The sequence below is a fragment of the Trueperaceae bacterium genome (genome assembly GCA_036381595.1).
Taxonomy (GTDB): domain Bacteria; phylum Deinococcota; class Deinococci; order Deinococcales; family Trueperaceae; genus DASVCN01.
On record DASVCN010000013.1, the window covers coordinates 13808 to 34473 of the forward strand.

At 67.0% G+C, this 20666-nt stretch carries 19 protein-coding genes and 1 other RNA gene; 16 read left to right on the plus strand and 4 right to left on the minus strand.

Annotation, left to right across the window (positions count from 1 at the left end; all coding sequences use genetic code 11):
- Nucleotides 1–10: 10 nt before the first annotated feature.
- The 3 genes from VF168_03480 to VF168_03490 form a co-directional block, all read right to left on the minus strand.
- Complete coding sequence (locus tag VF168_03480) at nt 11–1504, minus strand: HAMP domain-containing sensor histidine kinase (GenBank protein ID HEX7003229.1); 1494 nt, start codon at nt 1502–1504, stop codon at nt 11–13.
- Nucleotides 1505–1510: 6 nt separating this feature from the next.
- Entirely contained in the window at nt 1511–2188 is a 678-nt protein-coding gene (locus VF168_03485; protein ID HEX7003230.1) for a response regulator transcription factor, read from the minus strand.
- 105 nt (nt 2189–2293) lie between these two features.
- Nucleotides 2294–2782, minus strand: coding sequence for an S-ribosylhomocysteine lyase (locus VF168_03490; GenBank protein ID HEX7003231.1), 489 nt, complete (start codon nt 2780–2782; stop codon nt 2294–2296).
- A gap of 97 nt (nt 2783–2879) precedes the next feature.
- Here VF168_03490 and VF168_03495 point away from each other — a divergent pair, with 97 nt between their 5' ends.
- The 3 genes from VF168_03495 to VF168_03505 all read left to right on the plus strand — a co-directional run bounded on the left by VF168_03495 (nt 2880) and on the right by VF168_03505 (nt 5565).
- Nucleotides 2880–3290, plus strand: a complete 411-nt coding sequence (locus tag VF168_03495; protein HEX7003232.1) for a hypothetical protein — start codon at nt 2880–2882, stop codon at nt 3288–3290.
- Nucleotides 3291–3471: 181 nt separating this feature from the next.
- Nucleotides 3472–3993: an NYN domain-containing protein gene (locus tag VF168_03500; protein HEX7003233.1), complete on the plus strand. Its 522-nt coding sequence runs from the start codon at nt 3472–3474 to the stop codon at nt 3991–3993.
- A gap of 213 nt (nt 3994–4206) precedes the next feature.
- Entirely contained in the window at nt 4207–5565 is a 1359-nt protein-coding gene (locus tag VF168_03505) for an MFS transporter (protein HEX7003234.1), read from the plus strand.
- Between the two features lie 15 nt (nt 5566–5580).
- On the opposite strand, the gene ligA is transcribed toward VF168_03505, so the two are convergent.
- Nucleotides 5581–7572, minus strand: coding sequence for an NAD-dependent DNA ligase LigA (gene ligA, locus VF168_03510; protein ID HEX7003235.1), 1992 nt, complete (start codon nt 7570–7572; stop codon nt 5581–5583).
- Between the two features lie 136 nt (nt 7573–7708).
- On the opposite strand from ligA, the gene VF168_03515 reads away from it, so the two are divergent.
- From VF168_03515 to VF168_03575, 13 genes are all read left to right on the plus strand, one after another.
- Nucleotides 7709–8821 carry a BMP family ABC transporter substrate-binding protein gene (locus VF168_03515; GenBank protein ID HEX7003236.1) on the plus strand — a complete coding sequence of 371 codons (1113 nt, stop codon included), beginning with the start codon at nt 7709–7711 and terminating at the stop codon, nt 8819–8821.
- Between the two features lie 187 nt (nt 8822–9008).
- An RNA gene (rnpB, locus tag VF168_03520) (RNase P RNA component class A) lies at nt 9009–9408 on the plus strand.
- 300 nt (nt 9409–9708) lie between these two features.
- Entirely contained in the window at nt 9709–10137 is a 429-nt protein-coding gene (gene mraZ, locus VF168_03525) for a division/cell wall cluster transcriptional repressor MraZ (GenBank protein HEX7003237.1), read from the plus strand.
- Entirely contained in the window at nt 10137–11018 is an 882-nt protein-coding gene (rsmH, locus tag VF168_03530; GenBank protein HEX7003238.1) for a 16S rRNA (cytosine(1402)-N(4))-methyltransferase RsmH, read from the plus strand. The genes mraZ and rsmH overlap by 1 nt, the downstream gene beginning before the upstream one ends.
- A complete protein-coding gene (locus tag VF168_03535) occupies nt 11015–11329 on the plus strand; it encodes a hypothetical protein (protein HEX7003239.1) in 315 nt (104 codons plus the stop codon). The genes rsmH and VF168_03535 overlap by 4 nt, the downstream gene beginning before the upstream one ends.
- Complete coding sequence (locus tag VF168_03540; protein ID HEX7003240.1) at nt 11320–12699, plus strand: penicillin-binding protein 2; 1380 nt, start codon at nt 11320–11322, stop codon at nt 12697–12699. Before VF168_03535 ends, VF168_03540 begins: the two co-directional genes overlap by 10 nt.
- A 41-nt stretch (nt 12700–12740) precedes the next feature.
- Nucleotides 12741–14039 (plus strand): Mur ligase family protein, encoded by a 1299-nt coding sequence (locus VF168_03545; protein HEX7003241.1) that lies wholly within the window; start codon nt 12741–12743, stop codon nt 14037–14039.
- The gene (locus tag VF168_03550; protein ID HEX7003242.1) at nt 14036–14944 is read left to right on the plus strand and encodes a hypothetical protein; all 909 of its coding nucleotides are present in this window, start codon (nt 14036–14038) and stop codon (nt 14942–14944) included. Before VF168_03545 ends, VF168_03550 begins: the two co-directional genes overlap by 4 nt.
- Nucleotides 14941–16290 (plus strand): UDP-N-acetylmuramoyl-L-alanine--D-glutamate ligase, encoded by a 1350-nt coding sequence (gene murD / locus VF168_03555; GenBank protein ID HEX7003243.1) that lies wholly within the window; start codon nt 14941–14943, stop codon nt 16288–16290. Before VF168_03550 ends, murD begins: the two co-directional genes overlap by 4 nt.
- The gene (locus tag VF168_03560; GenBank protein HEX7003244.1) at nt 16272–17324 is read left to right on the plus strand and encodes an FtsW/RodA/SpoVE family cell cycle protein; all 1053 of its coding nucleotides are present in this window, start codon (nt 16272–16274) and stop codon (nt 17322–17324) included. The genes murD and VF168_03560 overlap by 19 nt, the downstream gene beginning before the upstream one ends.
- Nucleotides 17321–18418, plus strand: a complete 1098-nt coding sequence (gene murG / locus VF168_03565; protein HEX7003245.1) for an undecaprenyldiphospho-muramoylpentapeptide beta-N-acetylglucosaminyltransferase — start codon at nt 17321–17323, stop codon at nt 18416–18418. The genes VF168_03560 and murG overlap by 4 nt, the downstream gene beginning before the upstream one ends.
- Nucleotides 18415–19836 carry a UDP-N-acetylmuramate--L-alanine ligase gene (gene murC, locus VF168_03570; GenBank protein ID HEX7003246.1) on the plus strand — a complete coding sequence of 474 codons (1422 nt, stop codon included), beginning with the start codon at nt 18415–18417 and terminating at the stop codon, nt 19834–19836. Before murG ends, murC begins: the two co-directional genes overlap by 4 nt.
- Nucleotides 19823–20656, plus strand: a complete 834-nt coding sequence (locus VF168_03575) for a UDP-N-acetylmuramate dehydrogenase (protein ID HEX7003247.1) — start codon at nt 19823–19825, stop codon at nt 20654–20656. Before murC ends, VF168_03575 begins: the two co-directional genes overlap by 14 nt.
- The last annotated feature ends 10 nt before the right edge of the window (nt 20657–20666 follow it).

A 20666-nucleotide genomic window follows, 5' to 3' on the forward strand; every position in this document is an offset into this window, starting at 1 on the left:
AGCGCCTCCATCACTGCCTGCCGGCCTTCTGCGCGGTCCGGTTCTCGCTCCCCGACCGCGAAGCCGGCGGCGTTTCTGAGCTGTCCTTGCTGTCGAGCGCGGGCAGAGACACGGTGAACACGCTCCCTTCGCCAAGCCGCGACTCGACCTCGACCGTCCCGCCATGCTGGTGGATGATCCACCTGACGATCGCCAGGCCCAGACCGCTGCCGTTGCCTCGCGTCGAGCGCGCGCCATCCACCCGGTAGAAACGGTCGAAGAGGTGAGGCAACGCCTCTTCGGGGATCCCCGGGCCGTTGTCGAGGAACTCCATTCGCACCCTGTCCTTCTCCCGCATCAGCGAGATCGTCACCCGGGTCGCACCGGCGTTGAGCGCGTTCTGGACCAGATTGAGCACCACCTGCTTGAGGCGGGCGGCGTCGCCGTTCACCTGCAGCAGCGGCTGGGGGCTGGTGATGACGATCTCCGCGTTGCCCGCCACCGGAGCGACCTCCATGTGCACCGCCTCGACCACGTCGAGCAGGTTCATCGGCTCACGGTCGATCGAGAAGCCGGCGTCCGCACGGGCCAGTTCGAGCAAGTCGTTGACCAGCTTCGCCATCCGCTCGGCCTCGCGCCTGATCACGGTCAACGAGTCCTTCTGATCCGAGTCCGGGTTCGTTCGCCTGAGCAGGTAGTTGCTGTGACCGACGATCGCCGTAACGGGGGTGCGCAGCTCGTGAGAGGCGTCCGCGGTGAATCGCCGCTGGGTTTCGAACGACTCCTGGAGCCGGTCGAGCATCCTGTTGAGGGTGAGGGCCATCTCACGGATCTCGTCGTTGCTGCGCGGCACCGGCACCCGATGCGAGAGGTCGCGCCCGGTCACGCGGGCCGCCGCGTGGGTAACCCGCTGGAGAGGGGCGAGAACCTGTCGCGACAGCAGCCAGACACCGATGGCGAAGGCGATGAATGCGAGTACGACGGTGATGCCCAGGTCGCTGCTCAGCTTGTTGAGGGTGCTGTTCACCTCGCTGGTGGGAACCCCCACGAGCACAAGGGCGCGGTAACTGCTGTCACGCACTCCCTCGGTAACGGTGAAGATCCTGCCGGTGAGGAGGACGTTCTCGCCGTTCTCCAGGCGGGCCATGGTCGATACCGAGCCGCTCTCGACGAGGGCCTGCAGGTCGGCCTCGGAGAGGTGATCGGTGAGACGCGCATCGAGCGAGAAACGGTGGACCGGGTCCTGTGCGTAGGTGACGCCGTAGCGGATGTCGTTGACGCTGTTCACCGGCTCGTCGGGCGGAGAGACCAGCATCACGTGGTAGTAGATGTCCCCGGGCAGCTTGGCCAGACCCTCGTTGACGTAGCGCTCCCGCTGTATCTCGATCAGCGCCTGCCTGGCCCGCTCCTCGATGGTGGTCTGAAGCGAGCGCTCGGTCAGAGCGTAGACCGACAGCGCCACCGCCGAGAGGATCACGGCGATGAAAGCGCTGAAGAAGAGCGTCAGGCGTAGCCGCAAGGACATCGTCGCCTACTCTTCCCGCAGAACGTAACCGACTCCGCGAACCGTGTGGATCAGCCGCCTCTCCCCTTCACCCTCCAGCTTGCGCCGCAGGTAACCCACGTAGACGTCGACGACGTTGGAGCCGCCCGTGTACTCGGGCCACACCTTCTCCTCTATCTCGAAGCGGTTGAACACCTTGCCGGGGTTACGGGCGAACAACTCGAGGAGTTCGAACTCCTTCGCCGACAGCTCGATACGGCGTCCGTCCCGGAACACCTCGCGGCCGTCGAGGTTCATCACCAGGTCGGCAACCCTCACCTCGCCGGTCACCGCCGGATTGACCCGGCGCAGATGAGCCCTCACCCGCGCGAGCAACTCCTCTATGGAGAACGGCTTGACGAGATAGTCGTCGGCACCCGAGTCGAGCCCGGTCACCTTGTCGTCGACGCTGTCCTTGGCCGTGAGGATGATGATGGGCGTGTTCGAGGTCTTCCTTATCCGGCGGGCCACCTCGAGACCGTCGAGGACGGGCAGCATCAGGTCGAGCACCACCAGGTCCGGATTCAGTTCCCGGAACTTCGAGAGGCCGGTGACGCCGTCGAAGGTGACGACCGTCTCGTAGCTCTCTGCCTGCAGTTCGAGATCGATGAACTTGGCGATCTCTTTCTCGTCCTCGACGATGAGAATCAGTGGTTTGCGCTCCATGGGGCGATTATTGCGGACCGGAAGATGAGAGGTTTGATGAGAGGTAGCTGGCCTTTGACCTCTGTTTCTCAGGAATCGCTCATGGCGCGGTCTTCGCTCCGCCGCCTACCGTCGACCCCTGTCGATGGGAACGGTTGGCTGGATCACGATCTCCTGCTCCAGCACCCGCCGAGCCCAAGCCCTCGCGCCAGGCAGAGAGTGGTCCCGGTAGTTGCCGCATTCGAGCTCGCTGCAACCGGGTATCGCCCCCTCGTGAGCGGCAACCTTGGCCAGCGCTCCCGCGAACGCCCGCCTGGCCTCCTCCTCGCTGGTCTCGCCGAGCACGGTCAGGTAGAAGCCGGTCCGGCACCCCATCGGCGAGGCGTCCACCACCTTCTCGCCCAGTTCCTCCCTGAGGTAGCCCGCGAACAGGTGCTCGATGGTGTGGAGGGCGGCGGTGGGGATCTCCGCCTGGTTGGGTTGGACGAGTCGCAGGTCGAATTTCTCGATCCGGTCACCGCGCGGCCCCTGGTATCGCCCTGCCAGGCGCACGTAGGGCGCGCGTACCCGGGTGTGATCGAGGTCGAACGATTCCGATCGCTTTCCGGGAGCCATGGTCCGAGTATAGCGACGTCCGGCTCCAGCCCCGGTAGCGGCGCCGGCGCGAACTTTCCGACAACGAGTGGCCGCCGCCGCGACCTACACTTCGGGCATGAGAACTGTTCGCGTCCTCTCCCTCCTCGGGCTCCTCATCCTCCTGTCCGCCTGTTCGGTAACGGTCGCTCCCTCCGACTTCGATCTGCACGGCGTCGTCGGCGCCGGCGGCAGCACGATCGTCGACTCTCGACTGGGGCTGCGCGCCTACCCGGGTTCGACCGTCATCGACCAGCGGGAACGAGGGGAGCGCTCCACCACCACATTCGAAACCGGCGCCAATCTGGAAAGCGTGTTCGATCATTTCGACGGTCAACTCGCCAGGCAGGGCTGGCGGCGCAGCGACCTGGAGATGAGGCCGAACCGAGCCGAGGCGCGATACCGGAACGGCGGCGACGAACTCGAACTCGAACTCGTGCGGGAGGGAAACAGCGGCCGTTATCGGCTCAGCATCGAACTGGACGACTAACCGCATCGACGATTCCTGCCGCATGGATGGAAACAGGGGAGCATGCTCAACCGCACGCTCCCCTGTTTCCATCCATGCGGTTCGAAACGCTCCGCAGACCGGCTCGCCTTCCCGGCGGAGGGCGGCGCCGGTTACACTGTCGTCGTCTTGAAATTCTCTATCTGACTGGGGTGTATCCGACTTGCGCGAACGTCTGGCCATATTCATCGACGGCAGCAACCTGTACAACGGCATGCGGGAGAATCTCTCGAACACGAGGGTCAACCTTCCCGAACTGATGAAGCAGCTCCGCAAAGACCGGCCCCTGGTCCGCACCTACTACTACAACGCGCCGCTCACCGACGATTACGACGAGGAGTTACGCGACGGCCAGCACCGGTTCTTCGAGTCGTTGAGGCGGATACCGTACGTGACCGTGCGGCTGGGGAGGCTGCACCGGCGGAACGACGGGTCACTCGTCGAGAAGGGGATCGACGTCGCGATAGCGGTGGAGAGCCTGTCACTGGCATACCAGGATGCCTACGACTGCGCCCTCCTCGTCTCGGGCGACGGCGACTACGTCGAACTCGTCGAAGCCATCAAGCGCACCGGGAAGCACGTCGAATGCGCCATGTTCAAGAACCAGTCGGCGGGCATACTGATGGAGTACGTCGACATCTTCACGCCACTAGACGAACTCGATTGGTCCCGGATAGTGTTCTGAAAACATGGGAAATTCATACGTAAGGGGGCATCCGAAAGGCATAATGTCACCACCTTCTGAGAGAGATGGTTGGAAGAGGTGATTCCGTTGGCCCTGCCCCCAGTTCGCCCCCGTTCCGACGGCGAGCGTCGCTACCCGGTGATCCGAAAGGTCGCTGCACGCGTTCGCAGCCACCCGCGCGTCGGCAGTCCCAGCACCAGCGACTGATCGCCGGTGCTCAACCCCAAGACGCTCTTCTCCATGGGTACCACCCAGGGAGTAACGGCTCGCTTCGGTCTCCTGGCGAGCCTGCAGGAGTTCGCGATCTGGTTGCCCCTGCCGGTCGTGGTGCTCCACATGACCGACCGGGGTCTCGATCTGGCCCTCGTGGGTCTCGCCTTCGGGCTGAGGGCCCTCTTCGTGGTGCTGCTCGAGGTACCGACCGGCGGCCTCGCCGACGCGATCGGCCGGAAGCCTGTCGCGCTCCTGTCGCAGACGTTCACGCTCATCTCGTTCATCGTGCTGCTCTACGCCGGCGGACCGGCCACCGCAGTGCTCTACGCGATCTTCCAGGGTATCGGTGCCGCGCTGCATAGCGGCGCCCTCGACGCCTGGTACGTCGACGCGCTCAAGCGGATCGATCCGGAAGCCCCACTGCAGCGGTACCTGGCGATAATCGACGTCCTGCAGTCGGCCGGGATGCTGGTAGCGGCCGCGCTCGGCGGCTTGCTCCCCTCCCTCGCCAGCGGCTGGGGCCTCCCCTACCCGCTGACCGGCTACGGCGTAGCACTCTTCGCCGGCGTCGTCATGCGGGCGCTCGTCTGGCTACTGACCGCCACATTGGTGACCGAACCGCCGCGGCCGGCCACCGAAGGCGTTGCCGGGCTGCACGCCGTCCCCCAGATCCTTCGCGACGCGGCCCGCTTGTCGCGCGAGATCCCGGTCGTGCGCTACCTGCTCTTCTCGGCGGGAGCTTCGGGAGTCGCCCTGATCGCGCTGGAGACCTTCTGGCAACCGATCGCCGCACTCGAGTTCGGTGGCGTGGCCAGCGAAAGCCAGGTCTTCGGCGGCCTCGGCCTGCTGATGGGCGTCGCCGTCCTGCTCGGCAGCCTGGCGATCCTCCGCTACGGCGAGATCTTCCCCGGCGGCCCGGCCTTCCTGGCAGCCGCTACCCAGGCGGCGAAGGGCGTCTTCATGCTGCTCCTCGCCAGCCAGGCGGGGCCGCTGGGCATCGCAGCCGGGCTCGCCCTCTCCTACTTCGCCCTGTCGGCCAACAACGTGCCACACGAGGCGCTGCTCAACGAAGCCATCCCCTCCGAGAGGCGATCCGTGATGCTGAGCCTCAACTCGTTGTCACTCTTCCTGGGCATCGCAATCGGTTCGACCGTCCTTGGGCTGTTGGCCTCGCAGATGGGAGCCGGCGTCGCCCTGGCCATCGCGGCCATCTTCACGGTGGTGGCTGCTTTCGCCTACGTGTGGATGCACTTCATCTCGGCCGATGCGGCACGCCCGGCGCTGGGCACATCGCTGCTCGAGGGCGCCCCCGTCGAAGGCAGGGACGAGAAGCAGCCGCTGGCGGACACCGGCGACTGAGTAACGGCAGTGGGGCTAGCTGCGTTCCGCCAGGAGCGCCGCCAGCCCCTCCTCGTCGAGGACCTGCACGCCCAGTTCGCGGGCCCGGTCCAGCTTCGAACCGGCATCCTCGCCCGCCACCACGAAATCGGTCTTGGCGCTCACGCTGGAGGTCACCCGGCCCCCCAAGCTCTCCAGTTGACTCTGGACCTCCTTGCGTGGCCTCGAGAGACTGCCGGTGAGCACGAACGTGAGCCCCTCCAGCACCGGTTCTCCCGACCTGTCCGACAGCGGCCGCGGAGCGACGCCGCGCTCGAGCAGACCGTCTATCGCCCTGGCCATGAGCGGCTCGTGGAGAGCCTCGTGGATGGCTTGGGCAGAGAGTTCGCCGATGTCGCGCACGCTCGCCAACTCCTCGGTAGTTGCCGACCTGAATCGTTCGAAACTACCGAAGTGCCGGGCCAGGATCTCGGCCGTCCTCGGGCCCACGTGCGGCAGGCCCAGGGCCGTCAGGAAGCGATCGAGCGGCTTGTGCTTCGACGCCTCGATCTGCGCGACGAGTTTGGTGGCCGACACCTCTCCGAACCCTTCCAGGCCCGCGACCTGTTCGATCGTGACGTCGTAGAGGTCGGGCAACTCCTCGACCAGGCCCGCCTCCACCAGAGCTTCGACGGTCTTCTGCGCCAATCCCTCGATGTCGAGCGCGTTGCGCGAACCGTAGTAGCTGAGCCTCTGGAGGAGTTGCGCCGGGCAGCTCAGGTTGAAGCACTTGAGGTTGGCGCCGTCCTCCACCAGTTTGCTGCCGCATGCCGGGCACTCGTCAGGGAACTCGAAGGGCACCGTCCCGGCGGGCCGCTCGTCGATGAGTACCTTGGTGATCTCGGGGATTATCCCGCCGGACTTGTGGAGGATCACCCGGTCGCCCACGCGCAGGTCCATGTCGCGTATGAAGCCGGGGTTGTGGAGGGTGGCCCGGGAGACGGTCGTACCCTCCAGGAGTCTGGGTTCGAGTTCGGCGACAGGCGTTATCTTGCCGGTCCTCCCGACCTGGACCCCGATCGCGAGCAGCGTCGTGGCCGCTTCCTCGGCCGGGAACTTGTAGGCGATCGCCCAGCGGGGAGCCCGGCTGGTTGCGCCCAGCTCCTCCTGCAGGTCGAGTCGCTCGACCTTGAGGACGACCCCGTCGACCTGGTAGGAGAGCTCCGCTCGCATCTCGCGCCACCGCTCCATGAGCGTCTCGACCGCCTCCGCTCCGACCGCGACCTCGCGCAGCGGATTGGTGCTGAAGCCGTGAGCCTGGAGCCAGTCGAGAACTTCGCTCTGCCGCTCGACCCCCAAGTCGCGCGCGTTTCCCACCCCGTAGCAGTAGATCTGGAGCTTCCTGCTGGCGCTCACCTTGGGGTCTATCTGCCTCAACGTGCCGGATGCCGCGTTGCGCGGGTTCATGAAGAGAGGTTCGCCGTTCTCCTCCCGCTCGGCATTGATGCGGGCGAACTCGAGAACCGACAGGTAGATCTCGCCCCGCACCTCGAGCTGTTCCGGCGCCCCCTCGACCTCAGCCGGTATCCCCTCGATGTGCAGAACGTTGAGGGTGACGTCCTCGCCCTGCCGGCCGTTCCCTCTGGTAGCGGCCCATTCCAGGCGGCCGCTCCGGTAGAAGAGGTTGATCGACAACCCGTCGACCTTCGGCTCGGCCAGCAGTTCGAGATCCTCGTCGCTCGAGAGGGTGCGGCCGGCTCGAGCGAGGAACGATTCGACGTCCTCTACACTGAAGGCATTGTCGAGCGAGAGCATCTGGGTCGGATGGTCGATGGGCCGGAAACTCGCCTGCAAGGGAGCGCCGACGGTGGCCGTAGGTGAATCGGGCGAGGCGAGGTGCGGGTGCAGCTCCTCCAGTCGTTTGAGCTCGGCGAAGAGGGCATCCCATTCGGCGTCGCTGATCGACGGTTGCTGCAGGACGTAGTAGCGGTAGTTGGCATCGCGGAGCCTCGCCCGAAGTTCGTTGACCCGTTCCTGATCGTCGGCCACGCCGGAGTATATCCGGCCCGAAGGCCTTCATCGTCCCTTCAGAACGGGCCTTCGCCGCACCCAGCGGGCATGGTGGGAGCCGGCCCCCGTGATATACTCCGTGCGAAAAAGCTCACTTCATTCCCCTGGAGGCTGCATGAGAAAAGCTCTGCTACTGACCTGTGCCCTGCTGCTTGGAGGCGCTTTCGCCCAGGATTTCGTCTTCGGCCTGGTGTTCGACGCCGGCGGCAAGTTCGACGGCTCGTTCAACGAGGGCACCTGGCGGGGAATGGAACGGGCGATCGATGAACTCGAGCCCGAGTACGAGATCGAGCTCCTCGAGTTCGAAGGCACGCCCGATACCGCCGGCGAGGGCCAGCGCCGCATCGCCAGTCAGGGCGCCGAGCTGATCGTCGCCCCCGGCTTCGCTCAGGCAGATGCGCTCGCCGCGACCGCCCGGGAGTTCCCCGACACCAACTTCGTCCTCATCGACGCCGTCGCCGAGGTAGAGAACGTCCGCAGCGTGCTCTTCAAGGAGCACGAAGGCTCCTACCTGGTCGGCTACATCGCCGGCAAGCTCAGCCAGACCGGCGTCGTAGGCTTCGTCGGCGGCATGGACATCCCCCTCATCCGCGCCTTCGACCTCGGTTACCAGGAAGGCGTAGAGGCGGCCTGCCCCGATTGCGAGGTCATCAGCAACTACGTGGGCACCACGCCCGCGGCCTGGAACGACCCGACCCGCGCCAAGGAGCTGGCGACCAACCAGCATGCCCAGGGCGCCGACATCATCTATCACGCGGCCGGCGGTTCCGGCTTCGGCGTGATCGACTTCGTGAACGAGACGATGTGCTACCGCCCCCGCGGTGAATTGCGCAGCACGCCTCTCGCCGAGCAACTCGCCGACATACCTCGCAGCGAGGAGTACCAGGAGCGTTGCGGGCCCGACAGCCAGCCGCTCTTCTTCATCGGGGTGGACTCCAACCAGAACCCGTTGGGGGACACGGACGACGATCCCGAGACCCTGAATCACGGCCTCACCAGCATGCTCAAGCGGGTCGACATCGCCGCTTACAACGCGGTGATGGACGTGGTGAACGGTGAGTTCACCGGCGGCATACGAAACCTGGGTCTGGCCGAGGAGGGCGTCGGTTACGCTCTCGACGAGTACAACGAGGCGCTCATCCCCGACGCGCTGGTGGAGGAGCTCGAAGGCATCACCCAGCAGATCATCAACGGCGACATAGTCGTGACCGACTACCGCCAGCAGTAACCGTGAACACGCGGTAGGGGCCGGCGGCGTCGAAGGGCGCCGCCGAACCCTTTCCGTTCACTTCCGAGGGCCGAACCTGCCGATCCGACCGGCGGTCTTCGCGCCGAAGAACCTTGGCCCCAGCCGCCCTGGGACGTTCCGCCGGGACAGCGTCGGCCGACCTCGGCGTGCTAGAATCTCCCGTTGCGGTGTGGGCCGTCTGATCGCGGCCGCGGCCTTCGGGAAGCGGTCGAGGAAAGTCCGGGCACCGCAGGGCAGGGTGCCAGCTAACGGCTGGGCGCGTAAGGCGACGGCAAGTGCAACAGAAAGCAGACCGCCTCGGTTCGCCCTGCACGGATTCGGTCTCGCCGATTCCGACGCCAGGGCCGAGGTAAGGGTGAAACGGTGCGGTAAGAGCGCACCAGTGCCGGTGGCAACATCGGCAGCTAGGTAAACCCCACCCGGTGCAAGGTCCGATAGGGAGAAAGAGCCTGCCCGGCTCGCTACGATCTCCGGGTTGACCGCATGAGGCGCGCGGCGACGTGCGTCCCAGATAGATGATCAGACCCCGCAAGGGGACAGAACCCGGCTTACAGGCCCACCTGCGAGAGCGGACGCTTCGGCGTCCGCTCCTTCTTTCGTGGGCGGGCGCCAGCCTAGGACAGCCGCGCCCGCTCGAGTTTGACCGGCCGGAGGCTCGGATCGAAGGGTGCCAGCAGAGGGGCCGGTGGGAGAGAATCCCAGAAATGTGCCAGATCAACCACATGAGTGGGGAAATGTGGGAGATAGTGGTAAAAGTGTGATACACTCCTTTTGACGCCGATCGTCGTGAGCAACAGGCAGAACAGTTCGGACACGGACTCTTCCGGGCTCGCGGACAGGTGGCGAAAGGTGGGAGACCGCAAGCGATGCCGTTCGGTGAGTACCAGTATTCGGTCGACGACAAAGGCAGGGTGATCGTGCCCCCTGCCTTCCGTGAGTTCGTCGAGGACGGGATGGTCATTACCCGCGGCATGGAGGGCTGCCTCTACGTCTTCCCCCTCACCTCCTGGCAACGGATCGAGACCCGCCTCACCGAACTCCCTCTCACCGACCCTGACGCGCGCAACTTCGTGCGCTTCTTCTACTCGGGCGCCTCGAAGGCGAAGACCGACTCGGCCGGCAGGGTCACCCTCCCGGCCACCCTCCGGATGTTCGCTCAGGTCGACGGCAACGTGGTCGTCGCAGGAGCGCCCAACAGGCTGGAGATCTGGAACGAATCGCGCTGGCTCGAGAACCTGACGCAGGTCCAGACGCAGCCTCCGGCGCCGGAACTCCTGAGGGAGTTGGTGGGCTGATGAGCGCCGATCGCAGTACCGCACCACACCAGCCGGTGATGCTCGATCGGATCGTCGAGTACCTCCGCCCGGCCGCGGGGCGTACGCTCGTCGACGCGACCTTCGGGGCCGGTGGCCACAGCCGAGCCCTCCTCGCAGCCGGAGCGGACGTCATCGGCATAGACCAGGACGACGAGGCGCTGGGCCATGCCCGCGCCATCGACAGCGACCGGTTCCGCTTCGTGAAAGGGAACTTCCGGAACCTCCACGAACACCTCGCCTCGCTCGGGGTCGGGGCCGTCCACGGGATCCTCTGCGATCTCGGGGTCTCATCGATGCAGCTCGACCAGGGAGAGCGCGGCTTCGCGTTCCGCCAGGCGGGCCCCCTCGACATGCGGATGGGCTCCCAGCCCGAGAGCGCCGACCAGGTCGTCAACACGTATCCGCAGGAGGAGCTGGCCGCGCTCATCTTCCGTTACGGCGAGGAGCGCCACTCGCGCCGGATCGCCAGGGCGATAGTGGCGGCGCGCGAGGTGCAGCCGATCGAGACCACCGATCGACTGAGTCAGGTGATAGCTTCGGCCTACCCGCCGGGACAACGACGCGAGCACCCGGCCCGCCGCACCTTCCAGGCGCTCCGCATCTTCGTCAACGACGAGCTGGGCGCCCTCTCCGACCTCCTCGAGCAGGCCCCGGGCCTCCTCGTCGAGGGGGGCCGATTGGCGATCCTCTCCTACCACTCGCTCGAAGACCGGCTGGTGAAACACGCGTTCCGCGGCCAGGCCCGGCTCGAGCCACTGACCAGACGGCCACTCGTCGCAAGCGACGACGAGGTGGCGCGCAATCCACGGGCCCGCAGCGCCAAGCTGCGAGTTGCCGAGAAGAAGACGGTGGCAGCATGAGACTCTCCCGGCTCGTTCCCCTCTATCTGATCCTGGTCCTGGCGCTGGCCGCCGTCGGGGGGGTAAACCAGGGCCGCTACAGGTACGAAGCCCAACTGATCGAGCGGAAGAGCGAACTATACGCGCACATCACCGAGCTGCGGGCAGGAGCGGCTCAGGTGCGGGGACCACTGGCGGTGGGGGCCTGGGCGCGGGAGCAGGGCATGGTGCCCAGCCCCGAGATCGAGCTGGTCAGACACGTAGCACCCTATCCGGCGCCGCAGACCACCCCGCTGCCGACCGGCGTGGAAGTGAGGACGGTATGGCGGTGAAAGCGCAGCAGAACGAACTCATTCTCACAAGGCGTCATCTGATGCTGTTCCTCATCGTGATGCCGCTGTTGCTGGCCCTGGCCGGCTTCGCCGTGCAGGGGAGCCAGGTACCCGCCTGGCCCGGCGATCTCGTGGAACCGGAGCCGCGCGGACGCATCCTTGCCTCGGACGGCACCGTACTGGCCGAGGGGCAACCTGAGAACCGGCATTACCCCGAAGGCACCCTGGCGGCCCATCTCGTCGGATTCAGCGGCCGGATCCAACCCGACGGCCGCTACGGCCTCGAAGGGATCGAGTACATCTACGACGAGCTGCTCCAGTCGGGCCGGGACGTCCGGCTCACCATCGACCCGGCGTTGCAGGCGGCTGCTCAGACCGAACTGCGTCGCACCGTCGAGGGGGTCGAGGCGCAGAGCGGCGCGGTGGTCATGCTGGAGGCCAACACCGGACGCATCCTCGCCGCCGCCTCATACCCCACGTACGACCCCAATCGCCAGGAGGAGTACCCGCGCGACGCGCTCATCAACCGTGCTTTCCTCCACCAGTACGAGCCCGGTTCGGTGCTCAAACCGTTCACAGTGGCCGCGCTGATGGAGAGCGGGCGCCTCTCACCGCGCGAGCTGATCCCGGCCGAACCGTGCTTGCGGGTGGGCACCAACACCTTCTGTGACGTGAGCTCGCACGAGGACGAGCTCGCCGTCAGGGATGTCCTTCGCTACTCCAGCAACACCGGCATGATCCACCTCTCGGAACGGTTCACCGCCGAGGAACAGTACGGCTGGCTGCGGCGCTACGGCTTCGGCCAGAAGCCGCCGATCGACGCAGCCTTCGCGCGGAGCGGCCACCTCAACCCCTGGCAGAGCTGGGTCCCGCAGGACAAGGCCTCGGTCACCATCGGCCAGAGCATCTCGGTAACGGCCCTTCAACTCGCCGCGGCCTACAGCATCTTCGCCAACGATGGCCTCTACGTGCCGCCCTACCTCGTCGAGGGTGCGGAGGTACCGGAGCCCCATCACGTCATCTCCCCGGAGGTCGCCTACACCATCCGCTCGATGTTGCGCTACACGGTAGAAGAGAGCGGCATCAGCGCCTCGAAGATCCCGGACGTGACGATGGCCGGCAAGACCGGCACGGCCGACGTCTTCGACAACGAACTGGGGCGCTACGTGGAGGGCGACTACACCCTGTCGTTCGCGGGGATGTTCCCGGCGGAACGCCCGGAAGTGGTGATGGTCGTTTTCGTGAAGAAGCCCAAGACCTACACCAGCAGCACCTACGTGGCGGCACCGCTGTTCCAGGCGATAGGCACGAAGACGGTGGCGCACTGGGGGGTGGCGCCGCAGGCGAGGCCGGTCGCGCAGCAACGCTGAATTTTCGCAAACCTTAGCAATATTCTGAGTAAGATGTGTATGTGGCTCAAGTGCCGCCTGATTGGAGCGCCATGGTCACCTCTCAGCTGATCGCCAGCCTGGCCGGCGTCCCACCTCGTGACGACCTCCCATCTGGGACGGGTGCTGCCTTCCACAGCGGGCGGATCCGGCCGGGGGAGGTCTTCTTCGCGCTGCCGGGGGCCGTCGAGCACGGGATCGTTCATGCCGACGACGCCCTGGACAGAGGCGCGGCGTTCGTGGTCTCCGACGTCCCCCACCCGCGCGCGCTCAGCGTGCCCGATCCGGAAGCGGCCCTCATCGCCCTGGGAAGGCACGCCCGCAAGCAGCTCCAGGGCGCCGTCGTGGCGATCAGCGGGTCGGTCGGCAAGACCTCTACCCGAGCATTCGCTGCTGCCGCGCTCGACGCGATCGCCAGCGAGGGCAACTTCAACACCCCGAGAGCGCTCGCCTGCACGATGGTGCGGGCCTGGCAGACGGATCCGGGCCGCCCTCTGGTACTCGAACTGGGGATCGACCGGAGGGGCGAGATGGACGAGCTCGTCGACCTGGTGAGCCCCACCCACGGCCTGCTCACGGCGATAGCCGAGAGTCACCTGGAGGGCCTGGGCGACCTCGAGGGCGTCGCTCACGAGAAGGCCCGTCTCCTGGAGAGGTCGCCCGAGAGGTTCGCGTCCGAGTCGGCGGCCAGGCTCCTCCCCCGCCCGCTCCCCGGCCTCGTCCGCTACGGCCTCTCGGAAGGCGCCCCCGTCCGAGGCAGGCTCCGAGCCGGCGTTCTCGAGGCTTTCGGAGTGGAGGTAACGCTCCGGTATCCCGGCAATGCGATGGCCAGCAACGCGCTCGGGGCACTCGCCCTGGCTCACCGGCTGGGACTCGACCTCGAAGCAGCGGCTCGCCGCCTGGAGGCAGCGAAACTCGAAGCGGGCAGGCTACAGGTGAAGCGCCTGGGCGAACTGACCATCCTCGACGACACCTATAACTCCAATCCGACTTCGGCCCGCGAGGCGCTCGGGGTACTTTCGGGAATGGACCGGCCCCGCTGCGCGGTGCTGGGAGACATGCTCGAGTTGGGGCCCAGGGCCGAGGAGTTCCACCGGGAACTGGGGGCCGCCACGAGAGGACTGGACCTGGTGGTCGCGATCGGCCCGCTCGCCCGCTGTCTTCGCGACGGCAACCCGAACGTCATCCACCGTGAGAACATCGACGAAGCTCTCCCCCTGCTTACGCGGATTCCCAGACGCGGCACCATCCTCGTGAAGGCCTCTCGCGGCATGCGCCTCGAGCGGGTCGTCGAGCAGCTGATCGCGGGAGTGCCTGCATGACGGTCGCCTCAGCGGCAGCGTTGTCACTGCTCTTCACCGGCATCTACGTCCAGCTCGCCAAACGGTTCGGCTGGGGCAAGTCGGTGCGGCGCGACGGGCCCAGCGGCCACCTCACCAAGGAGGGCACTCCAACTATGGGAGGCCTCGCGTTCCTGCTCGCCGCTGCGCTCATCTCGCTCACCGGCGCGCGCGGCAGCGACTGGGAGGCGCTCTCCTTGCTGGTTCTGGGGAGCGCGACGCTCGGTTTCTGGGACGACGTCTCGGCGCTCGCAAGGAAGCGCCGCCGGGCGCAGGGTGAGGACGCCGCCACCGGCGCCCTGGCCCGTTGGCGGATCATGCTGCAGAGCGCGCTCGCCCTCGGTTTCGCGCTCTACGCGGTGGACAGCGGCCGGACCCTGTTCGGGAGCCCCTGGCTCGACGTGCTCGCCTTCGCTTTCGTAGTGGTCGGCTCGATAAACGCCTTCAACTTCTCCGACGGCCTCGACGGCCTCGCGGCGGGAGTAACGGGCATCATCCTGCTCCTCTTCCTGACCAATCCCCTGGCTCTGGCCCTCCTCGGTGCCCTCCTCGGATTCCTGTGGTACAACGCCAAGCCGGCCCGCGTCTTCATGGGCGGAGTCGGATCGGAAGCGCTGGGTGCAGCCGTCGCCGGACTCGCGATCACCTCCGAGGTGACCTGGTACCTGCCGCTGGTCGCCCTGGTGCCGGTCCTGGAGGTCGTCTCGGTGATAGTCCAGGTCTCCTACTTCCGGCTGACCGGCGGGAAGAGACTGTTGCGCATGAGCCCCCTCCATCACCACTTCGAACTCTCCGGCTGGAGCGAGGTGCAGGTCGTCACCCGTTTCTGGCTGGCGACCGCGGTCTGCGTCGCCCTCGCCTTCTTCCTCCTCGGAGGGTCGGTGTGAGAGTCCTCGTCTACGGACTCGGGCGCAGTGGCCTCGCCGTTGCCCGTCTAGGCCTCAGACAGGGACACGAGATCGTCTTCTTCGACAAGCGCGAGGAGGGGGAGGACATCGGAGCCGCGCTCGCTATGGGCGGCAGGCGACTCGCGGCGGCCGAGGTCGAGGAAGCCAACTCTTTCGACATCTGCATCGCCGCGCCCGGCGTGCCGATCGAGCACCCCCACCTGCGGGCCGTCCGCGACAGGGGGATCGAGACGATCGGCGAGGTCGAATGGGTGCACCGAACCGTTCCAGCTCCGATGATCGGAGTTACCGGTACCGCGGGCAAGGGCACCGTCACCCGCTGGATCGCCGACTCCCTCACCATGGCAGGACGGCGCGCCGTGGCAGGCGGCAACATCGATCCGGCCCTGAGCGAGGTGGCGGAGGCAGGAAGCACTCTCGTCGTCGAGCTCTCCTCCTTCCAGCTCGAACGTTGTCCTACCCTGAGACCGCGAATCGCCGCGGTCCTCAACCTAGGCTCCGACCACCTCGACCGTCACGGCACTGTGGAGCTCTATCACGCGGCCAAGCGCAACCTGCTCAAGAACTTGGGACCGGAGGAGCTCTTCATCTACAACCTGGACGACCCGCTCCTCTCCGGCTGGGCCAAGGAGACGGAAGCCCGGACGGCGGCGTTCTCGCTCGAGGGCAGGGCTCACGCCTGGCTCTCCCGGGACGGCACCCTCCACCTGGGCGACGAGCCGGTCATCTCCCGCGGAGAGCTTAAGGTCACCGGCCAGCATCACATCGCGAACGCCCTGGCGGTAGCACTCGCCTGCCGCGAGGAGGGTCTGTCGCTCGAGGAGATCCGCTCGGGTCTCGCCGAATTCGAAGGATTGCCCGGCCGCTACAGTGACGCCGGCCGGATCGGGACGGTGCGCTTCATAGAGGACTCGATAGCTACCAGATCACTCGCGGTCGAGGCCGCGCTTGCGGCCACGCCGGCCCCTGTCGTGTGGATAGCTGGCGGCCAGAGCAAGGGCGCCGACGTCAGCGAACTCGAGAGCCTCATCCGTGAGAAGGTACGCCTCTTCATCGGCATCGGCGAATCTGGACCGGCACTGCGCGACATGGTGGCGCAGTGGGTACCCACCCACCTCTGCCCCGAACGCGACGGCCAGGCAGCCATTCGTTGCGCCGTCCGCGCCGCCCTGCGGCACCTGAGCGCCCACGCACCGCACGGCGGCACAGTGCTGCTCGCCCCACTGGCAGCATCTTTCGATCAGTTCCGCGACTATCGTGAGAGGGCAGAGGCGTTCCGAGCCGCGATCAAGGCCGAGGAGGTGGCATGGACCCTCTCCTCCTGATCATCCAGCTGTTGTTGGGCGGCCTGGGGATCCTCGGCGTCGCCACCGCCGAGCCGTCGCTGGCTCTCGAGCATGGCCTGCGCTTCCTCGCCACTTTCCTCATCACCGTCGTCATGTCGCGGATAAAGCCGATGACGATCGTTCGCTACAGCCCGCACGCCTACCTGATGGCGTTGGGCCTGCTGGCCCTGGTACTGGTCATCGGCGTCTCGCCGGACGGCAGCGACAGCAAGCGGTGGCTGCTCATCGGCGGCTTCAGCCTTCAACCTTCGGAACTGATGAAGGTCGCCGTCATCGCCTACCTCACCGCCTTCTTCCACAACCACCTCGGGGACTGGCAGATCTGGCGGCCCATGCTCGTGATCGGCATCGCCGCGGGCCTGATCGTGGTGGAGCCGAACGTTTCGACATCGGCCTTCCTCTTCGCCCTGGCGTTCGCCATCATGATCGCCGCCGGGACGTCGCTCGGACGACTGGTCGCGATCTCCACCGCGGCGGCGGTGATCGCCCTCCTGGTGGCCGGCTCCTACCTGAGCCAGTTCGAGTACATAGGCGAAAGGATCGCCGGGTTCCAGGATCTCTGGGGCGACCAGAGCGAGATCTCGAGTACCTCGTACCAGGCCTATCAGGCGCGCCAGACACTGGTCAAGGCGGGCCTCTTCGGCATAGGTCCCGGGCGACCCGACAGGGTGCCGGCCGCCGAGACCGACATGGTCGCGGTTGCGGTCGGGCAGTCGCTCGGCCTGGCCGGGCTGGTCACCGTCATCGCCCTCTACGTCCTCCTGGCCGGCCGCGGCCTCAGGGTCGCCTCCGCTCAGACGGGACCGGGCAGCCTCCTCGCCGCAGGAGCCACGACCTACATCTGCGGCCAGGCGGCCCTCAACCTGCTGGTCGCTTCGGGGCTCTTCCCCGTGACCGGCATCCCCCTGCCATTCATGAGCTACGGCCTCAACAGCCTCGTGAGCGTCGCGATCGCCATGGGCTTCATCCAGGGCGCCTACCGGCACGCTCGCTCGACCGGAGCCCTCACATGAGCCGGCTGCTCCTGTTCGCGACCGGCGGAAGCGGCGGCCACATCTACCCCGCCCTGGCGGTGGCGCGGGCAGCGGCCATGCGCGGTCTGGACGTGCACCTGCTGGGCCAGGCGGGCGGCATGGAGGAGCGCCTGTCGGCTGAGGCGGGACTCCCCTTCACCGGAGTTGCGAGCGGCAAGCTCGATCGCCAGCGGCCCGACCCTCGCGCCCTCCTGCGCTCGATCAGGGGCGTAGCTCAGGCGGTGGCCGCGCTGCGTCGTCTCCAACCCGCGCTGGTGATGGGCTTCGGCGGTTTCGCATCGTTCCCCGGCACCGCTGCGGCGGTTCTGACCGGCACCCGACTGGTGCTCCACGAACAGAACGCCTATCCGGGCCTCGTCACCAGGGTCCTGGCGCCCTTCGCCCATACCGTCGTACTCTCGCAACCGGCGACCGCCAGGCGGGTACGCGCCCGGCGGACGGTACAGCTCCCCTACCCCGTGCGCGAAGAGCGGCTCGAGAGAAGTGAAGCACGCCGCGTCCTGGGCCTGCCTCAGGAAGGTACGCTCACGCTGGTGATGGGTGGATCGCAAGGCTCGGCGGCGCTCAACGCGGGTGTGGTTGCGGCGCTGAAGAAGCTCCGCGATCTGCGGCCGATAGTGCTCCACAGCACCGGGCCCTCCCACCTCGAAGAAGCGAGAACGGCGACCGCCGGAACGGCCAACTACATCCCGAGACCGTACGTGGACGCCAAGCTGGCATGGTCGGCTGCAGACCTGGCCATCACCCGTGCCGGCTTCGGCACCCTCTCGGAGGCCGCCTACTTCGGCGTGCCGCTCGTCATGGTCCCTCTGCCCACAGCGGCAGAGAACCACCAGCTCCACAACGCGCGGGCCTTCGCCGAGCGAGGAGCCGGTGTCGTCCTCGAGCAACACAGGCTGGAGGAACTTCCCGCCGTCTGGCGCGAGATGCTCGCCGAACCGCGCCGCAACGAGGCGGCAGTGGCCGCGGCGAAGCTCTCACCCGCTGGAGCCGCCGCGCGTTTCGCGGAACTGCTCGAAGAAACTTTGGACAGCGCCCCGGCAGGCCGGGGCGGCGATCGGAAGACGACATGAAACCACACCTGCACTTCATGGGCATCGGCGGCGTGAGCATGAGCGGTCTCGCCCGCCACTATCGGGTACGAGGCTTCCGGGTGAGCGGTTGTGACTCGGCCGAGAGCCCCGTCGTGCAGCAGCTGCGCAAAGAGGGCATCGAGGTAGCGCTGGGTCACCACCCCTCCCACCTGGAAGGTGTCGACCTGCTCGTCACCACGATGGCGGTACCGGCCGACAGCGAAGAGTCGTGCGCTGCGCCGGCCGCCGGGGTCGAGACGATCAGGCGCATCGAACTCCTGCGCCGTCTCTTCGCGGATTACCAGTCGATAGGTGTCACCGGCACCCACGGCAAGAGCACCACCACCGGCATGATCGCCCAGCTGTTCATCGAACTGCGGCAGGACCCATCCGTGCAGCTCGGGGCGACCCTGCCGATGCTGGGCGGGAACATGCGAACCGGCCGCGGCCGACATCTGATCGCGGAAGTCGACGAGTCTGACCCGGGTTTCGCTCGCCTCTCCTCCGAGATCGCGGTGCTCATCAACCTGGAGGACGACCACATCGCGGGAGAGCACGACGAGCGCCGGAACTATCACGCCAGCCTCGAGGACCTCGAGGCGGCCGCACGCAGCTTCGCCGTCAACGCCCGCAAGGTGATCGCCTGCGCCGATTGGCCCTCGCTGCGGGAGGTGGTCCGCGACCTGCCAGCGGTGGTCACCTACGGACTCAGCGAAGGAGCCGACTACCGCGTCACCGAGCTCGCGTTGACAGCACTGGGGAGCAGCTTCACCTTGCGCGCCCCGGGCGGTCGCAGCGTGAAGGTGACCCTCACGGTGCCGGGCGTGCACAACGCTCAGAACGCTGCCGCGGCGCTGGCCACGGCCGACGTCGCCGGCCTGCCCCTCGACGATGCGGCTCGTGCCCTCGCCACCTTCGGAGGCGTGGGCCGGCGGTGGCAGCGCTGGGGTGATCCCGAGGGGGCCCTCATCATCGACGACTATGCCCACCACCCCACCGAGGTCGAGGCCACCCTGAAGGCCGCGCGCAATACCGGCAGACGGGTCCGCGCCGTGCTGCAGCCCCACCGCTGGGTCAGGACCGCACGCCACTGGCCGGCACTCGCCGACGCCGCCGCACTCGCCGACGAGGTCATCGTGCTCGACGTGTACGCGGCCGGCGAGACCCGGATCCCGGGCGTTTCGGTAGAACAGATCGTCGAACGGATCGCCGCCAAGGGAAGACCCGCCGCCTATCACGACCAGCAGTCCGCGATCGACTACCTGCGGGGATCCCTTGACCCCGACGACCTGGTCATCACACTGGGTGCGGGAGACGTGTGGAAGGTGGCCGAGTCCCTCTCGCGGCTGAGCGCCCCGGTAGTGGCGCCGGAGATCCGCGAAGTACTGCGCAGTGAGGCAACGAGTGCCGACCGCTGAGCTCCAACGAACTGTCGAACTGAGCCGCCTCACCACCTTGCGAGTGGGCGGACCGGCCGAACTGTGGGAGGTCGAGTCGGAAGCCGATCTGGCCGAGGCGACCAGCCAGCCCTTCCTGGTCATCGGCGCAGGCTCGAACATCCTGGCGAGCGACGCTGGTGTCGACGAGAGGGTCGTGCGCCTCGGCCGGAGCTTCAACACGCTCGCCGAGTTCGATGGCCGTCCCGAGTTGTGGCTGGGCGCCGCCACCCCCCTCCCTGGTCTCGTGCGACGGGCTCAGCAGGCGGGGCTCTCCGGGCTGGAAGGCCTTCTGGGCGTACCCGCGGTGCTCGGCGGGGCGGTGGCCATGAACGCCGGGACCCGTTTCGGCCAGCTGGAGGACAGCCTCGTGGAGGTCGAACTCTTCGTCGGAGGCCAGCTCGAGCGGTTGCCCGCGGCCGCGATCGGCCTCTCCTACCGGCGTTCGAACCTTCCACCCGGCTCGATCGTGACCCGCGTCAGGCTGCGCTTGACCGAGTCGACCCCGCAGAGGGTGCAGTCGTACATGGACCAGGTCGACAGCGCCCGGAAGGGTCAGCCCAAGAAGAAGTCGGCCGGCTGCGCCTTCAAGAACCCGGCAGGAGACAGCGCCGGTCGCATCATCGACGAGGCCGGCCTCAAGGGTCTACGGGTAGGCGACGCGATGGTCTCCTTCGAGCACGGCAATTTCATCGTCAACCTCGGCTCGGCGACGGCTGCCGACGTGCTGGAGCTGATCGAGCAGATACGTGCACGACTGGGGCGCGAACTGGAGCTCGAGTGGAGAGTCTGGGGATTCTGAGTGCGGGGGT